The 15,782-nt window shown below is 53.1% G+C and carries 18 protein-coding genes; 16 read left to right on the top strand and 2 right to left on the bottom strand.

Annotation, left to right across the window (positions count from 1 at the left end; all coding sequences use genetic code 11):
- Positions 1 to 43 precede the first annotated feature (43 nt).
- From mnmE to P0119_00885, 11 genes are all read left to right on the top strand, one after another.
- The gene (gene mnmE / locus P0119_00835; GenBank protein MDF0664597.1) at positions 44 to 1,498 is read left to right on the top strand and encodes a tRNA uridine-5-carboxymethylaminomethyl(34) synthesis GTPase MnmE; all 1,455 of its coding nucleotides are present in this window, start codon (positions 44 to 46) and stop codon (positions 1,496 to 1,498) included.
- An 8-nt stretch (positions 1,499 to 1,506) separates the two neighbouring features.
- Positions 1,507 to 3,399: a tRNA uridine-5-carboxymethylaminomethyl(34) synthesis enzyme MnmG gene (mnmG, locus tag P0119_00840; protein MDF0664598.1), complete on the top strand. Its 1,893-nt coding sequence runs from the start codon at positions 1,507 to 1,509 to the stop codon at positions 3,397 to 3,399.
- 85 nt (positions 3,400 to 3,484) lie between these two features.
- Positions 3,485 to 4,126 carry a 16S rRNA (guanine(527)-N(7))-methyltransferase RsmG gene (rsmG, locus tag P0119_00845; GenBank protein MDF0664599.1) on the top strand — a complete coding sequence of 214 codons (642 nt, stop codon included), beginning with the start codon at positions 3,485 to 3,487 and terminating at the stop codon, positions 4,124 to 4,126.
- A gap of 38 nt (positions 4,127 to 4,164) precedes the next feature.
- Positions 4,165 to 4,941, top strand: a complete 777-nt coding sequence (locus P0119_00850; protein ID MDF0664600.1) for an AAA family ATPase — start codon at positions 4,165 to 4,167, stop codon at positions 4,939 to 4,941.
- Positions 4,919 to 5,767, top strand: coding sequence for a ParB/RepB/Spo0J family partition protein (locus P0119_00855; GenBank protein MDF0664601.1), 849 nt, complete (start codon positions 4,919 to 4,921; stop codon positions 5,765 to 5,767). Before P0119_00850 ends, P0119_00855 begins: the two co-directional genes overlap by 23 nt.
- A 172-nt stretch (positions 5,768 to 5,939) precedes the next feature.
- Positions 5,940 to 6,434: a polymer-forming cytoskeletal protein gene (locus tag P0119_00860; protein MDF0664602.1), complete on the top strand. Its 495-nt coding sequence runs from the start codon at positions 5,940 to 5,942 to the stop codon at positions 6,432 to 6,434.
- Between the two features lie 133 nt (positions 6,435 to 6,567).
- Complete coding sequence (locus P0119_00865; GenBank protein ID MDF0664603.1) at positions 6,568 to 7,014, top strand: polymer-forming cytoskeletal protein; 447 nt, start codon at positions 6,568 to 6,570, stop codon at positions 7,012 to 7,014.
- 36 nt (positions 7,015 to 7,050) lie between these two features.
- Positions 7,051 to 8,133, top strand: a complete 1,083-nt coding sequence (gene mnmA, locus P0119_00870; GenBank protein ID MDF0664604.1) for a tRNA 2-thiouridine(34) synthase MnmA — start codon at positions 7,051 to 7,053, stop codon at positions 8,131 to 8,133.
- A gap of 141 nt (positions 8,134 to 8,274) precedes the next feature.
- Positions 8,275 to 8,559 carry a twin-arginine translocase TatA/TatE family subunit gene (gene tatA, locus P0119_00875; GenBank protein MDF0664605.1) on the top strand — a complete coding sequence of 95 codons (285 nt, stop codon included), beginning with the start codon at positions 8,275 to 8,277 and terminating at the stop codon, positions 8,557 to 8,559.
- Positions 8,560 to 8,627: 68 nt separating this feature from the next.
- A complete protein-coding gene (locus tag P0119_00880; protein MDF0664606.1) occupies positions 8,628 to 8,927 on the top strand; it encodes a twin-arginine translocase TatA/TatE family subunit in 300 nt (99 codons plus the stop codon).
- Between the two features lie 185 nt (positions 8,928 to 9,112).
- On the top strand, positions 9,113 to 10,813 hold the full coding sequence (locus P0119_00885; GenBank protein ID MDF0664607.1) for an alginate export family protein: 1,701 nt from the start codon (positions 9,113 to 9,115) through the stop codon (positions 10,811 to 10,813).
- A 176-nt stretch (positions 10,814 to 10,989) separates the two neighbouring features.
- Here the strand turns inward: P0119_00885 and thrH are convergent, their stop codons facing one another.
- Positions 10,990 to 11,613 (bottom strand): bifunctional phosphoserine phosphatase/homoserine phosphotransferase ThrH, encoded by a 624-nt coding sequence (gene thrH, locus P0119_00890; protein ID MDF0664608.1) that lies wholly within the window; start codon positions 11,611 to 11,613, stop codon positions 10,990 to 10,992.
- A gap of 552 nt (positions 11,614 to 12,165) precedes the next feature.
- Between thrH and P0119_00895 the strand changes: the two genes are divergently transcribed.
- Positions 12,166 to 12,552: a hypothetical protein gene (locus P0119_00895; GenBank protein ID MDF0664609.1), complete on the top strand. Its 387-nt coding sequence runs from the start codon at positions 12,166 to 12,168 to the stop codon at positions 12,550 to 12,552.
- A 240-nt stretch (positions 12,553 to 12,792) separates the two neighbouring features.
- A complete protein-coding gene (locus P0119_00900) occupies positions 12,793 to 13,239 on the top strand; it encodes an EVE domain-containing protein (GenBank protein ID MDF0664610.1) in 447 nt (148 codons plus the stop codon).
- Positions 13,240 to 13,252: 13 nt separating this feature from the next.
- On the opposite strand, the gene P0119_00905 is transcribed toward P0119_00900, so the two are convergent.
- Positions 13,253 to 13,531, bottom strand: a complete 279-nt coding sequence (locus P0119_00905) for an ImmA/IrrE family metallo-endopeptidase (protein ID MDF0664611.1) — start codon at positions 13,529 to 13,531, stop codon at positions 13,253 to 13,255.
- Positions 13,532 to 13,719: 188 nt separating this feature from the next.
- Between P0119_00905 and ricT the strand changes: the two genes are divergently transcribed.
- The 3 genes from ricT to P0119_00920 all read left to right on the top strand — a co-directional run bounded on the left by ricT (position 13,720) and on the right by P0119_00920 (position 15,734).
- Entirely contained in the window at positions 13,720 to 14,484 is a 765-nt protein-coding gene (ricT, locus tag P0119_00910; GenBank protein MDF0664612.1) for a regulatory iron-sulfur-containing complex subunit RicT, read from the top strand.
- Between the two features lie 156 nt (positions 14,485 to 14,640).
- The gene (locus P0119_00915) at positions 14,641 to 15,159 is read left to right on the top strand and encodes a DUF1264 domain-containing protein (GenBank protein ID MDF0664613.1); all 519 of its coding nucleotides are present in this window, start codon (positions 14,641 to 14,643) and stop codon (positions 15,157 to 15,159) included.
- Positions 15,160 to 15,245: 86 nt separating this feature from the next.
- On the top strand, positions 15,246 to 15,734 hold the full coding sequence (locus P0119_00920; protein ID MDF0664614.1) for a c-type cytochrome: 489 nt from the start codon (positions 15,246 to 15,248) through the stop codon (positions 15,732 to 15,734).
- Positions 15,735 to 15,782 lie beyond the last annotated feature (48 nt).

Here is a 15,782-nt window from a genome sequence, read left to right on the forward strand (position 1 = left end):
CGGTTGAGCTTGATGTGACTGACCCTCCCGAACCTGTGGGAACATGCCGGCCGTTGAAACGCCCGAGGATACGATTTGTGCCATCGCCACTCCTGTCGGGGAGGGAGGTATCGGTATCGTTCGGATAAGCGGGCCACATGCCGTTGATATAGCCGGACATGTTGTTCGGCTGCGCTCCAAGAGATCGCTTCTTTCGGTCGCTTCTCACCAACTGCACCTTGCCGATATTGTCTTACGGCTTGTTTCTTCAATCGACAACCGATCATTTTCCAAGGCCGGTTCGTTAACCGAGGAGATACTGGACGAAGGCCTTGTAGTCTATATGAAGGCACCTCGGTCGTTTACTACGGAGGACGTGGTTGAGATTCATTGCCATGGAAGTGGATTAGTCCTGCAACGAGTCTGTGAGGCCTGCGTGGCTGCGGGCGCTCGTCTCGCACAGGCAGGAGAGTTTACCAAACGGGCCTTCTTGAAGGGTCGCCTAGATTTGTCCCAAGCTGAGGCAGTGCTGGACACCATCAGGGCCAAGTCCGAACTCGGGCTCAGATTGGCACAGCGCCAGCTCCGCGGCGAGCTCGCACAGGAAGTCCATAGACTGCGCACCGGGCTTCTGGGCCTGCTGGCTCACCTAGAAGCAGGAATCGACTTTGCCGAGGAGGATATTGCCTTCGTTGGACGTGATGAGATGGCGGCCTCTCTCCGAGAGACCCTGGCTCAGGTTCGGCGAATGTTGGCGACCGCCGAGAGTGGACGCGTACTGCGTGACGGAGTCCGAGTGGTGATCACCGGGGAGCCGAACGTCGGCAAATCAAGTTTACTGAACAGTTTGCTCCGTGAAGACCGAGCTATTGTGACCGACATCCCCGGCACGACTCGAGACACGATCGAAGAATCGATCGTCTGGAACGGTCTGCGAGTGACCCTGATCGACACTGCCGGGTTGCGTGATACAGCTGACCTTGTCGAACTGGCCGGCATCCGTCGGTCCAAGGAAGCTCAGGATCAGGCGGATAGCATCCTGCATGTCTTGGATGGCTCCCAACTTGTAGAAAAGCTGGAGCTCACGAATGTCTGTTCTCCGTCATCAGGTCAGGAACGTTTATTCATCGTCAATAAAATCGATTTGATCGACGATGCCTCCGTACAATCGCTGTGTGACGTACTTCGAGCTCGAACAGGATGCAAGGTTCTTCCCATCTCCGTTCGCACGGGCGAGGGATTGGAGGCGTTGAAGACCGCTGTTCGCGGGCAGTTTGTGAAGCCGTCCTTCGAAGCGAGCGATGGTGTCGTCGTCACTCATGTTCGGCATCGGGTAGCGCTTGAGCAGGCCGAGACATCACTGCAAGAGTCACTGGTCTCGATCGAACGGGGCTTAGAGCCAGAGTTTGTGGCGGTCGATCTCCGGGGTGCAGCTGACGCGCTGGGCGAAATTGTCGGGGCAATTACCTCTGATGAAGTTCTGGACCGCATCTTTTCTGAATTTTGTATCGGTAAATAGAGGAACTGATGGCCACTGCGTTTGACGTCATCGTCGTTGGAGGTGGGCATGCCGGCTGTGAAGCAGCGCTGGCTGCGGCGCGAATGGGTGCAAAGACTATGCTTTTGACGATGGAGCTAGATCGAATCGCGCAGATGTCATGCAATCCTGCGGTCGGGGGGATCGCCAAAGGGCACCTCGTGAAGGAGATTGATGCGCTCGGCGGTGAGATGGGGCGAAATACTGATCGCGCCGGGATTCAATTTAGATTCATCAACACAAGCAAAGGACCAGCGGTGCGGGCGTTGCGCGCGCAATGCGACAAAGCGATGTATCGCACTGCCATGCAGCAAACTCTCGCCTTGCAGGAGCACCTTACCCTGGCAGAAGGGGTGGTGGATCGACTGCTCGTAAGGGGAGGTGCGGTAACCGGGATCGTGACCGGCTCGGGTGAACGGATCGATGCGAAAGGAGTCATATTAACATCAGGTACATTCCTTAAGGGCCTTATCCATATAGGGCTGAACCATTTTCCGGCCGGTCGCGCGGGAGAAGCTTCGGCTGAACACCTTTCGGACTGCATGCGAGACCTGGGATTTGAGATCGGGCGACTCAAGACGGGAACTCCTCCCCGATTGGACAAGGCTACGATTGATTTTTCCGTGATGATTCCTCAACCAGGAGATACTCCTCCTCCTTCTTTTTCGTATCGCACCCAACGCATCACCACGAGACAAGTTCTCTGTCACCTGACCTATACGAATCGAGAGACGCACGAGATCATCCAGAGAAATCTTGACCGCTCGCCGCTGTACAGCGGCGTCATCGAATCTACCGGACCTCGGTACTGCCCTTCCATCGAGGATAAGGTCGTACGTTTTGCCGAGAGGGAGCGACACCAGGTTTTTATCGAACCTGAGGGCATCGACTCGATTGAATTTTATCCGAACGGCATTTCAACCAGCCTGCCGGTTGACGTTCAGACGGCTATGCTCAAGACAATTCCTGGATTAGAACATGCCAAAATACTCAAGCCTGGCTATGCCATTGAGTACGATTATTTTCCTCCTCGTCAACTCTACCGAACCCTCGAAACAAAACATGTTGCGGGCCTCTATCACGCCGGACAGATCAATGGGACCTCCGGGTATGAAGAGGCTGGGGCGCAGGGTTTAGTTGCTGGTATCAATGTCGTTCTGAAGTTGCAAGGGAGACCGCCTCTCATTCTCGACCGATCTCAAGCCTATATCGGGGTACTCATCGACGATCTCATTACAAAAGATGCCTACGAACCTTATAGAATGTTTACATCAAGGGCAGAGTATCGACTGCTCCTCCGTCACAACAACGCAGACCTTCGACTGATGCAGCTTGGATATGACGTTGGTCTGATTTCTGACGAAGCGCACCAGAGAGTTTTGCAAAAAAAACATCTGATCGAGAAAGAGATCGAACATCTGAATACAGCCAGGCCGCTGGTCACAGAGGAGATCCGGCTACAGACAAAAGACACGTATCTTGACAACGTCTCGCCTGCCATGACCATGGCACAGCTTCTTCGTCGGCAGGAATCAAGCTATCGAGAACTTTTAAGTGTTTTCGGCATGCCGTTCATTCAGGAAAATGAAATTGCCGAAGAGGTAGAACTCCAGATCAAGTATGAGGGTTATGTACGTCGACAAATCCAACAAGTTGATAAATTTAAGAAACTTGAGCAAAGATTAATTCCTCACACGTTCAATTACAACATGGTTTCAGGGTTTTCCAGGGAAGTTCGTGAGAAGTTCAATAGAGTAAGACCTGAGACGGTAGGCCAGGCATCGAGAATATCAGGCGTGACTCCTGCTGCCATATCTTTGCTAGTAGTTGCAATAGAAAGGAGTCGTCGGCAGCTTCATTCTGCCAGACAAATAGTGTCGTAATATTTTATTGGACCCAACCTTCCCTATTGACCTCACTCCCACATCAGCGTAATTGTTCCACGTGGAACAAACGAGTTCACCTTCCTTGCTGCTGCAGACAAGCTCGAACGAAATGGGCGTTTCACTTAGCGCTAAGCAGGTGCAGCAGTTTATGGTGTATCTTGACCAGCTTCGACTTTGGAATCAATCATTCAATCTCACAGGCCTTACCCTAGACGATGAGATCATCGTCAAGCACTTTGTGGATTCTCTTGTCGCACTGAAAGCCGACAATATTGGGGTTGGAGCCAAACTGCTCGATATCGGTACGGGCGCTGGATTTCCAGGAATTCCTTTAAAGATTGCGAGACTTGATCTGGCTATTACCCTTGTTGAGCCGACGAGGAAGAAGTCCTCCTTCCTTCACTTCATCGTAGGTCGCCTTCGGCTTGAAAACGTCGACATATTCGACGGAACCCTAGACAGATTCCTTAACGAACATCTGTCCCATGGATCGTTTGATTACCTGACAACCCGCGCGTTGAAACATGAATTGATTTTACGAAATGGCACAAAACTTCTTCGCCAGGGTGGAAAGGCCATTCTCTATTCGTCACAACCGATTGATCGTTCGTACTTTTCTTCCAGCTGGTTATTGGAAAGCGAATACACGTTCCAACTTCAGAGAGGATATGGACAAAGGGTGATTTCCATTGTTACACCCTCATCCCAAATCAACCGTTCGTAATGTTCCACGTGGAACAAGTCTGGTGTAGGAGTTCTTCGATGGGAAAGGTGGTTGCGGTCGCGAATCAAAAAGGCGGTGTCGGCAAGACCACTACGGCTATAAATCTTTCGTCCGCCATTGCGTTAGAAGGAAAATCCGTATTGCTTATCGATATGGACCCACAAGGAAACGCGACGAGTGGGTTAGGCATTGACCACGAGTCCTTGAAGAACACAACTTACAGTTGCCTTGTTAAACACAGTACAATTCAAGAATCTTCAACTCAGACATCGGTTCCTGGACTGTTTATCTTGCCGACAAACTCGGATCTTGCGGGAGCTGAAGTTGAGCTCGTTAATACTGAAGGGCGTGAGGGTCATCTCAGAAACATCATCAGCGAGATCAAGGAGACGTACGACTTTGTCTTTCTAGATTGCCCTCCAGCTCTTGGAATTCTCACCATCAACGCCCTTACCGCCGCGGATTCGGTGCTCATTCCAGTCCAGTGCGAATATTACGCGATGGAAGGTCTCACTAGACTCATCGGGAGCATCGAACTTGTCCGCCAATCGTTTAATTCAAACCTCGACCTGGAGGGCATTGTTCTGACGATGTTTGATTCGCGCAATACCTTATCCAGACAAGTTGTCGAACAAATTCGATCCCACTTCGTCGATAAGGTCTATCAAGCCGTCATCCCGCGCAATGTCTCACTCGCAGAAGCTCCGAGTTACGGTCGGCCTGGAGTTTTGTACAACGTGGCATCCGCCGGCTCACAAGCATACGTATATCTAGCTAAGGAGTTTGTAGGCCATGGAAAAAAAAGCTCTCGGTAAAGGACTCGGCGCCCTCCTCCCATCCTCCAAAACGACCCAGCCAACGGAACCAACCGATGTCCAGCGAGTCCGGATCGAGAACATTGTGCCAAACCGCTATCAACCGCGGCACACCTTTCCCCAGGAAGAACTTGCTGAACTGGCGGCGTCCATCAAAGAGAGCGGGGTTCTTCAGCCGATTATCGTTCGCCGCAAGGGTGACGGCATTTACGAATTGATCGCGGGAGAACGCCGATGGCGAGCGTCGAAGGAGGCCGGTCTTGAGACCATCCCCGTCGTCATTCGCAATTGCGGTGATCAAGAATCCCTCTTCCTGGCGTTAGTTGAGAATATCCAACGAGAAGACTTGAATCCGATGGAGACCGCGCGGGCGTATTGTCGCATGATGAACGAATTCGGTCTTACGCAAGACGCGATTGCCGTAAAAGTCGGACGCGATCGTTCCTCTGTCGCAAACTTCGTTCGACTGGTCCATCTTCACCCTGAAGTGCAGGAGCTCGTGGAAGGGGGAACACTGACAACCGGGCATGCGAAAGCACTGCTCGGCCTCCAATCCACGGATGAGCAGCTCAGAGTCGGCAAAATGGTGGCCGCAGGCACTCTTTCTGTCAGAGAAACAGAAAAGCTCGTGGAACTTTCCCTTGCAGGAAAGCATCGGCAGCCAAAGAGTCCCCGCAGTTCCCCCTGGGCTGATCTCGAAGCCAGACTACAGAAACGCCTCGGCACGAAAGTGACGATCCACTCCCACAAGCAAGGAGGCAAAGTCGTCATTCATTATTTTTCCCCCAACGAACTCGATGGAGTTATGGAGACCCTCCTGAGTTAACCCTCGTCTTGGCCTCGGTGACGCGGGCTCGCCGAAAAAGCTGATCTTGTTGCCTTTTCAGAATATGGACGCTAAATATCTCAGCGGAACCGACCGATATGTTCCCTAAGGATAAGGGCTCCGCGGTTCAGTAGGGCCGGGGTCTCCCAAACATGTGAGAGGAGGGGCGAGCATGTGGAAGGACAAACAAGACGGTAGGCGTGCCGATGACGTCGAAAGCGAGAGCAATGGGTCAGGTCTGGAGTCGACGCGACAGGACACTGGGCAAGATGTCAGTGCTTTTGTCGGGAAAGGTGTGGTGTTTAAGGGGACCATCACCTACAACGGGACCGTGCGGATCGATGGGACGCTCGAGGGGGAAATCCACACCGATGGCATCCTGTTGGTTGGCGAAGAGGCTGTCATTACGGCAAAAGTTACGGCCGGCACCATCGTCTGTAAGGGGAAGATTACAGGGGATATTCATGCCAAAGACAAGATGAAGTTGCGAGCTCCCGCGATCATCGACGGCGGAGTCACCACACCCGTTCTCTCCATCGAAGAAGGGGTCCACTTTAATGGCACTTTAGAGATGGGACAAGCCGCTCCTCAATACCAACGTGAAGCCACCCCCCTTCACTCCATCGGCCTTTCAGCTGAGCCAGCCATCCGGAGGGTCTCCGCCTAATCATGTGGTACACTCGGCAACAAGACGACAAAGAGAGGATGCACCATCTCACCGAACGAATTTCCTCTCCTGTCAGACCTCATTTGAGGGCAGTGCACTCGTCGGTTAGCGTCACAAGGAGCGAAGAAAGTTGATGTGGGCTCTAGGCGATAAAGGTGTTCAAGAATCGAGCAACACCGATAATTTTACGTTTCTTGGGAAAGGAGTCGATTTCAAAGGCGTTCTCAATTTTGATGGGACCATCCGCATCGACGGCCGCGTTGAAGGCGAGGTCCACACCACCGGGACTCTCATTATCGGAGAACAAGCGGTTATTAAAGGAATTCTTTCGGTAGGCACCCTGATGACCAGCGGAAAGATCAACGGCACGGTGACAGCGACCGACAAAATTCAAATTCTTAAACCAGGCATTCTCATTGGCGATCTTCGCACACCGGGCATTTCCATTGAGGATGGCGCTCATTTCCATGGCATGTGTGACATGGGGGCCAACAAGTGGACCGATGAACACCCATCATCCCTCAAGAACGTTCACGATTTGGCATCCCATCGAGCCAAAGCGCAGGCGGTAGACCTCTAGCCCTTTAGTGACTCCTCCCAGTACAATGCTGTGCCAATGAATCGCCCGACCGTCCTTCTCGGTATGAGCGGCGGAGTTGATAGCTCTGTCGCAGCAGCATTACTCGTCCGCGAAGGCTACGAGGTGCACGGGATTACGCTTCAGGTATGGGAACACGAAGACGAAGCCGTATCACCATCCAAGAAATGGCAGGAGCGTGGATGTTGTAAGGTCGGCATTGCCAAGCACGTCGCCAGACTGCTGAGCATCTCCCATGAAGTGATCGATGCCCGGGATATGTTTCGGAAGGGAGTCATTGACGATTTTCTCCACGGCTATACCACCGGCACGACACCCAATCCCTGTATCCGCTGTAACGAGAGGGTGAAGATTCGGGGACTCATGGATCTCGCCGCCTCGCGGGACTTCACTTATGTCGCGACAGGTCATTACGCTCGTCTTCGGAAACACCAGGGAACTCCGGTCCTCGCACGGGCCACCGATGATCGCAAGGATCAAACCTACTTTCTCTACCGCCTCGACCCTTCCTGGCTGCCCAGACTCCGTTTTCCTCTCGGCAGCTTGGTCAAATCTGACGTTTGGAGGGAAGCCGAGGCGCTAGGCCTCCCGGCAGACGAGCTGAAAGAAAGTCAGGAGATCTGCTTTGTCACTCAAGGAGACTACCGTAGATTCATCGAAAAAGAGGTTCCCGAAGCCAAGACACCAGGCCTCTTCATCGATGAAACCGGGCAGCCCTTGGGCAGACACGACGGCATTGCGTTCTACACACCGGGCCAACGCCGCGGCCTTGGCATTGCCACAGGACAACGGCTCTATGTTCAAGAGGTCCGCCCGGCGATGAATATCGTCGTGCTCGGCTCGGAGGAATCCCTGCTCAGGCAAGAATGTACGGTGAGCGACCTCAATATCTTTGTGCCTCATCTATTGGAGAGACCAACGGAAGTTCACGTCAAAGTCCGCTACGCGACACCACCGACGCCTGCCATTCTGTCACCATTGACCTCATCGAGCATGCGCCTTCAGTTCCAGAAGCCTCAACGGGCCTTAAGCCCAGGCCAATCCGCGGTCTTCTATGACAGAGATCAGGTCCTCGGCGGTGGAATTATTCAACCGTTCTAACGCCCCTGCTCCGTTCTTCTTCTTGACTTGTCCCGTAATCTTCCTATAGCCTTCGAGACAAATGAAGTGGATGAGAGGTGCCTCTATTTCGGTGACCTAACCGGTCGAAGGCCATACTTACCGTATTCACGAGAGGTTTCGATGTTCGGTTCATTTGGCTGGATGGAATTACTGCTGATTTTGATCATTGTCTTGATCATTTTCGGCGCCGGTAAGCTTCCCCAATTGGGAGAAGGGCTTGGTAAAGCCATCAAAGGCTTCAAGAAGTCCGTACACGAGGCCGATGCCATTGACGTGACACCGGCCGAACAATCTGAGCAGCCTCAGACTCATTCCGCCTCCTCAAGTCACGTCAATGCCCGATCAGAAGCCACACAAGCGGCAGCCCCCCAATCGGCGCAACCGGATCAGGTGAAACAAGGGTAGAAGGCCTGAGTGGGCTGTGACGACTGGACGCGGGGAGATTAACGGCATTACCATTACTAATCTGAATCATGTTTGGATTGGGAGCCAGCGAGATCTTAATTATTCTGGTGATTGCCTTCCTCTTATTTGGCCCGAAACAGCTTCCTGAAGTCGGACGCCAAGTTGGGAAAGCCATCAGGGGTTTTAAAGATACGGCTGAGGATCTTCGCAAGTCGGTGGAACCGGAGTTGAACATGATCCAGCAAGAAGTCAAAATGGTTGAACAGGACTTTCAAGCCTCCATGAAGGAAGCCGACGACGAGATCACCGCTGCCGGGAAACCACCCGAAGAGGCCTCGGCGTCTGTGAGCAAATCTGGTCCTATGTAACCGAGAATGATCAGTGCGCTGGCTTCACGAAGCGGACACGGACATAGCTTCCCCTCTATTTTTCGACCCTCATCGAACCCTCCCATTGACGTTATATAGATAATCATATATACGGGCATCTCGTTACCCATTCTTTTTCAACGTGCTGAAGGGTCTGCGCGAGGCGACCATCTCTTGTTCAGGGCATGGGTACCGTAAGAACGATTCCGAAACCGATAGTTTGGCCATCCTGGAGTACGGTCCTCCTCGCGGCGATAACGGGGGCGGTCGGACTATTTATCGCCTGTGGTTCAGTCGAGGGCGCCTTCGAATTGCCTGAAGGCGAGAAGATTACCAATCCTATCGTCATCGGGCGTGGCATACCTCAAAAGGAAGCGTACGAACTGTTCGATCCACAGATCGGCAGAAACTTCGATATTAGAAACCTCTGGCTCCGCGCGGATCTGCGCGTACGACCTGAATTCCGTAACAACGTCTGTTTTGGCGGTGGTATCGGCGCCAGCGGACAATGTAACGCCCCTGGTACCACTCCAAATAACCTGCCGGGTAGCGCAACTGATCAATTTGTCCAGCAGATGATCCGGTTGGGCATCGGCTATGATCTGTCACCCAACGTCAACTTTTACCTGGAACTCATTGATTCACGCACCTGGGGCGGAAACGGCACGCCGGTTGGCCCCGGTGGGGCTGGGAACAACGGAGACCCTTCGATCCAAACCTGTGGGGCCACGCCTGATCCTGGCCAGAGGCCGGTCTGCACACTCGGAGTGCGAGCCGGCTACATGTTGATTCGTAACTTTGTCGGTATACAGGGTCTGGGTCTCAAGGCTGGCCGGCAGTATCTGGTCTTCGGCGATCAGAGTTTGTTCGGTCACTTTGATTGGTCCAACACCGGCTTCTCGTTTGATGGAGTCATGATGCAATACAGTAACAGCATACTGGATTCTCATGTCGGCTGGTTTCGAACGGCAGAAACGGACCTCCTCCAAGGGGCAGCCGTCGGCAGTGGTCAAGCAAACATCGTCGACAATGCCCACGGTGATGCCGACCTCATCATATTTTACAATCAGATCAAGACTGTACCAGGATTTCTTATCGAACCGTACTACATCTACTACAACAACAACATTGGTGGAGGCGCCATTTCCTCTCAAGGGTTGGGTACCCCGAAGCACGGCGATCAGAATCGTCATACCCTCGGAGCCAGGGTAGCCATGAAGAAAGGGTACTTCGATCTCTCCAGCGAAGTGGTCTATCAGTTCGGACAGATGGGGGACACCGCTGTCAGCGCAAGCAGCCTGTGCGGTGATCCCGGAGGTGAGGGCAAGTGTCTCCATATCAGTGCATTGGCGACCAGGAACTGGATCGGGTATACAGCATTCAACTGGCCCTGGAAACCTCGAGTAGCCTTCAATTTCGACTATGCCTCTGGAGACAGCGGTGCGAACTGCACGTTAAATGCAGCCTATGGTCCTTGTAAGACGGCCAACACATTTGAAAACTTCTTCCCGACGAATCACATACATATGGGATATATGGACGTCCAAGCGTGGAAAAACATGATCAGCTTCTCCGCCAACATACAAGCCCGACCCAGCGTGAACGATCACATCGAGGTGTGGTACACAAACCTGCACCTGGCCAATGCCCGAGACAATTGGTACCGCGGAAGCCAGGGTGTCTATGTCTTCTCACAGCCGGGCAACACCAAGACCGATATCGGCGACGAGATTGATGTCGTCTGGACCCATTTCATCATGGATGGCATGGTCGCCTTTCAAGGGGGCTATGGTCATCTGTGGCCTGGTTCATATATTTCGCAAAACCTCGGGCGAACTGCAGCCGGGCAAGATTGGGCTTACGCCCAGCTCTGGATCAACTTCTAGGCTGCCGTATGCTTTACCCACCGCAACACCCTAGACAGGCTTCTCCAGTAAAGAACCCCGCCCTGCCGGGCGGGGCTTTTGTAAACCAAGAGGGAATTCATCTCCGCTTCGCTACGAGCTGCCATTCCTCCCCGCTCTTCCGAGCGGGGCATCCTCGCAGATCTTCGTAAGGGGCTTCACAAGGCTCTGAACTGACCGGTCTGCGCAAGTCTCTCCTGAAGTTCGCCGTATTGCTGCGTCACAGGAAACCGAGGAAATTCTTGCGGCAAATGGTCCGGTGGCCGAAAGAAAAACCCCGCATCGGCTTCAGCCAGCATCGCGGTGTCATTGTACGAATCACCGGCAGCCATCGTAAAGAAGTTCAGTGCCTTGAGGGCAGCCACCGCGTGCTTCTTGGGGTCCTGCATTCTCATGTGGTAGTTCCTGATGCGGCCGTTTCCGTCGATTTCCAGCTGATTGCAGAGGAGAGTCGGGAAACCAAGCTGCCGCATAAGTGGTTGGGCGAACTGATAGAACGTGTCCGACAAAATAATGACCTGACAACGCTCTCGCAGCCAAGCAAGGAAGTCACTCGCCCCATCTAAAGGACGCATTTTAGCGATCACATCCTGAATATCCCCAATCTTCAAGGCCTGTCGATCGAGTATGTCTAATCGCTGCCGCATGAGCTTGTCGTAATCGGGCATCTCACGGGTGGTGATTTTCAACTCATCGAGACCCGTCTTCAGTGCCACATTGATCCAGATCTCCGGCACGAGCACCCCTTCCAGATCCAAACACACCACCACTGGCTTCTGCATGTAATCTCTCCTCCTGGTTAATCAGGGCACCGTTGCTCTGGTTATGTGGCGGCTAATCTTTGCGACGAGCATGGAGACCCATTGGTGTTCCCTTGCGAGCGGATCGAAACTAATATGCCGTTGCACGATGAATCAAGAGCCTCGCTGACAAGGATCCGATGCTTTGGCAAGGTGCATGTCGATTTGATCGTCCGGCTCATATCGCGTGGCAATGGTTTCTTCTTGATCTATGTGGAGCACCGTCATCAACAGATCCTACCGGTCCTTTGGCCCTACCCCAAATGGACTCCCACATAAGGCCATCTTTGGGTCTTGCGCGTTTCATCAAAAGGCGTAGATTTGCTCGTGCGCGGGTACACCTACCCTGCCGAACATGAGATAGCCAGGGAGAGGTCGTCACTCATACCGAGTCAGCGAGGTGTACCCCCGCTCAATCACCACCTCTCACATTCCTTCCCACACTGAACGATCGTCACCCACCCAACGTTGCATGATCCACTCAATAGGTTCTCTCGATCTTGCTCCTTTCACAAAGAAGCTCGATAATAGCGCATGGGAGAGCCGATCGTCTTTTCGGGCCATATCATTGGTCTCCTCAAAGAGTACATGCGGGACCTTGTCGATCAGGCCATGCAAGAGCAGCATGCCCAAGCACAGTTCGGCTTTACGCCCCTGCCGTATCGTCCCGATCAGGCCCTGTCAGACCTCCTCGCCCTTCTGGATGATCGCATCGAATCGGAAGGCATCCAAGTAGGCTTGTCGGAATCTCTCCTCCATGAGCTATGGAGTCTCTGTAACGAAGCAGTTCAGCCGATCGCTGATCACATCTGGCTGGAGGGAAACCTTGATGGTCGGAGCATGACTAAGGCGCAAACGAGGGAGCTGACCTATCAAGCCCTGATCGAGTTTATTGAGTCTCGTTCACAAGAAAGCAACTAAACCCATGCTTCCCTGGATGCGATCATCGGTGAATATGTGTCTAGTGGCCGGATTCTGTCCAGCCCCGCAGGAATGTAGAGATTCAGCTCGCGAGCTCTATGGCCTGAATCATAAAGGTAGTGTCTATCACCTCGCACCCCCGTAATGCACGATTGCCACATGTCCGCTGTTCGGAGCATTTCCTCGCACAAGAGAATTCAGAAAGAAGAGGACGGAATGGAGCCCAAAAGGTATTGGTTGATGAAATCAGAACCCTCAACCTTCTCGATTGATGACTTGATGCGATCTCCTCACCAGACAACCTGTTGGGACGGAGTACGCAACTATCAAGCGAGGAATTTCATGCGCAGCATGGCAGTCGGCGATCGAGTCCTCTTTTACCACAGCAACGCCGATCCACCGGCGGTCGTAGGCATCGCAGAGGTCGTCAAAACCGCCTACCCTGATCCGACACAATTCAACAAAAAGGACAAGCACTACGACCCTAGGAGCAAACCATCCACGCCCAGATGGGATATGGTCGACATTAAGTATATTCGGAGATTTACGAGGTCCGTGACGTTGGATGAACTGCGGAGCGAAACCACCCTCAAGACAATGGTCTTGTTGCGGAAAGGGTCACGGCTTTCGGTTCAGCCGGTTACTCCGCTCGAATGGAGGCATATCATAAAGTCGGCTGAGGACTGAATCGTTCCGTACCCTATGTGCTGGCCTTTCCATCGTCCATGTACCGATGTTGCCAGTCCAGCCAAGCGTGGCCCAGCTCGTGTGCAAGGATATACCGGCGGCGGGTCACAGGAAGTCGCTTCCGAACATAGATCGTTTTGGTATCGTCATCCCAAATGCCATCGGCATTCGCATCGCGCTTGTCCATTTCCGCATCGGATAACTGTCGAACCGCAATCCGGTAGCCGAACGGCAGGACAACCCTATTGGGAATACGTAACATCTTCTTTCGTTCGCTGACCATCGTCCCCATAACTTGCTCGAGCTCCCCGCCATCGTTGACTTAGCCTACCATAACCAGGTAGCGAGAGTGTTGGCAATTTTATCTTTATACGTCAATGACTTGCAACGTTTCCCTCCGATGAATCGCTCTGGCTACTTTTCGTCACTACCGCTCTCTTAGCGGTTCCCACGCCGACGAAATTTGTGTATGATCGGCCTATGGAATCTACGCTTGTTGCACAACTCGCGCACGCCTATCCCACCTCAGTTCGCCTGGTCGGTGTGAAGGTTAGGAACCGTGGGGAAGTCAGGAAGTTAGACTCAGCCGGTGTGTCATTGCGCAACGGCGACCCGGTCTTGATCGAGGTGGAAAATGAAGTCACCTATGGAATCGTCTACATGGAGCCCTACTCGACGCCCTTTATTCCTCCCATGCGCGTGATGAAATCCATCTTGCGAAAGCCGGATTCCGAAGAAACGGCTCTGATCAACAGGCTCGAGCAGCTCTCTCGTGAGGCTGCCGCCTATTGCCGAGCCAAAGCAGCAGAACTGAACATCCCTCTCAAGCTGGTCGAAGTCTATGGGGTCATGGATCGCCGCCAGCTCACCTTTGTCTACACGGCAGAGGACCGGATCGATTTTCGTGAACTGGTCCGAGACCTGGCGCGTCGATTTGGCGGACGCATCGAAATGCGTCAAGTTGGGGTACGCGAAGAAGCGAGGCGGCTTGGTGGCATCGATACCTGTGGCCTCGTACTATGCTGCGCGAGTTTTCTGACCGATATGCAGCCTATCTCGGCCAAGCAGGCGAAAAAGCTCGCACTGCCGATCGAGGACCCTCGTTTGTTGGGTGTGTGTGGAAGGTTGAAGTGCTGTTTGATGTTTGAGATGATGGACACTCACGGTAAGATCGCTCCGCAATCTGACCAACTTATCACCCCGACCAAGCCCAATTCTCCTTCCTCCCCAACCCTGCCCTATTAGATCATCCACCGCGCGAGCTCATGTTTTGTACACTCTGACCTAAAAGACTCGAATCTTTTCTCAATCCACCATCTCTAACAACAAGTTGAATGTGGAGGCAGTTCTCTCCCTAGATAGGCTAGGTGATGACTCCTCAGCCCCAGGAGGTTTGTTGTGATGAGAAAAGGTCTATTGGTCGCTCTGGCGATCACTGTAGTCGGATGGAGTGGAGGTGCAACCCCAAAAGCGGCGGCCGGGGAACCGACAAGCCCAGCCCTTGGATACGAAATTCATGTCCAAGCACCACATATGATGCCGGATGGGACACCGGGTGGCCCATTCCACCATTACTGCAAAGGCATTTCCGACAAGATCCTTCAATGTCTCCTCTTCGAATCCACTGATCCAAAGGCACCCTTGGTCGGGGTCGAATATTTCATCGCCAAGGACCTCACCCGAAAGCTTCCCGCCATTCAGTGGCACCGGCACTTCCACGATCATAAGGTAGAAATAGGGACAGGGCGAGTCCAAGTCCTCGACCTGCCTCCCGATCAGGCTGCTAAGGTGGCGGAAGCCGCGGCCGGAACAGATGGTGTGATCTATCAGCTATGGCAGCATGGTCAGGAATTTCCCGACGGCACCGTGAGTTTCCCGCAATCCCTCGGACACAAGTTCCCTGGCTATTTTGACAAATAAACTGAGTGGGAGACTCTAGGCAGACCTTCTGCCAGTAGACCAGACACGGCTATGGTCATGACCTCAGTTATGAGAAGAGTAGCGATATGAGAGGAAGAGCGCTTTGCCAGTCTCTGGTCTTTACGGCAATAGCGCTTGCCTCATGGGATGTCTCCGTCTTTGGATCCGATGAAGCCGTCCTCAGACCACGGGTCCCGATTGATCAACTTCAGGAAGCGAGAACATGGAAGAGTCCATTTCCCGCAACCGTCGAAACAATTGAAAAGGGGAAGCAACTTTTTCACGGGAAGGCCTTCTGTGTAACCTGCCACGGACGAGACGGCAAGGGATTGGGAGGTGATATTGAGCCGGGTACGCTTAAGGGTCCCTTGCCGCGCGATTTCACCGACCAAGAATGGCAGGCCACCCGGACCGACGGTGAACTCCTCTGGATCTTGAAGAACGGCAGCAAAGGCACGGCGATGGCGAAGTTCATTCCATTGGTCTTGACCGAAGAGGAAGCGTGGCAAGTCTTGCTTTATGTGCGATCGTTCGGCAACGGCCAAGACAAATCACAAGCGGAAGGACTGCCGTAAAGGGATCTGTCTGTTTGCTCCCTTGAGCTGGAGACAGAGAGAAGGGCA

Origin of the sequence: Nitrospira sp. (assembly GCA_029194665.1) — a bacterium.
Classification (GTDB): domain Bacteria; phylum Nitrospirota; class Nitrospiria; order Nitrospirales; family Nitrospiraceae; genus Nitrospira_D.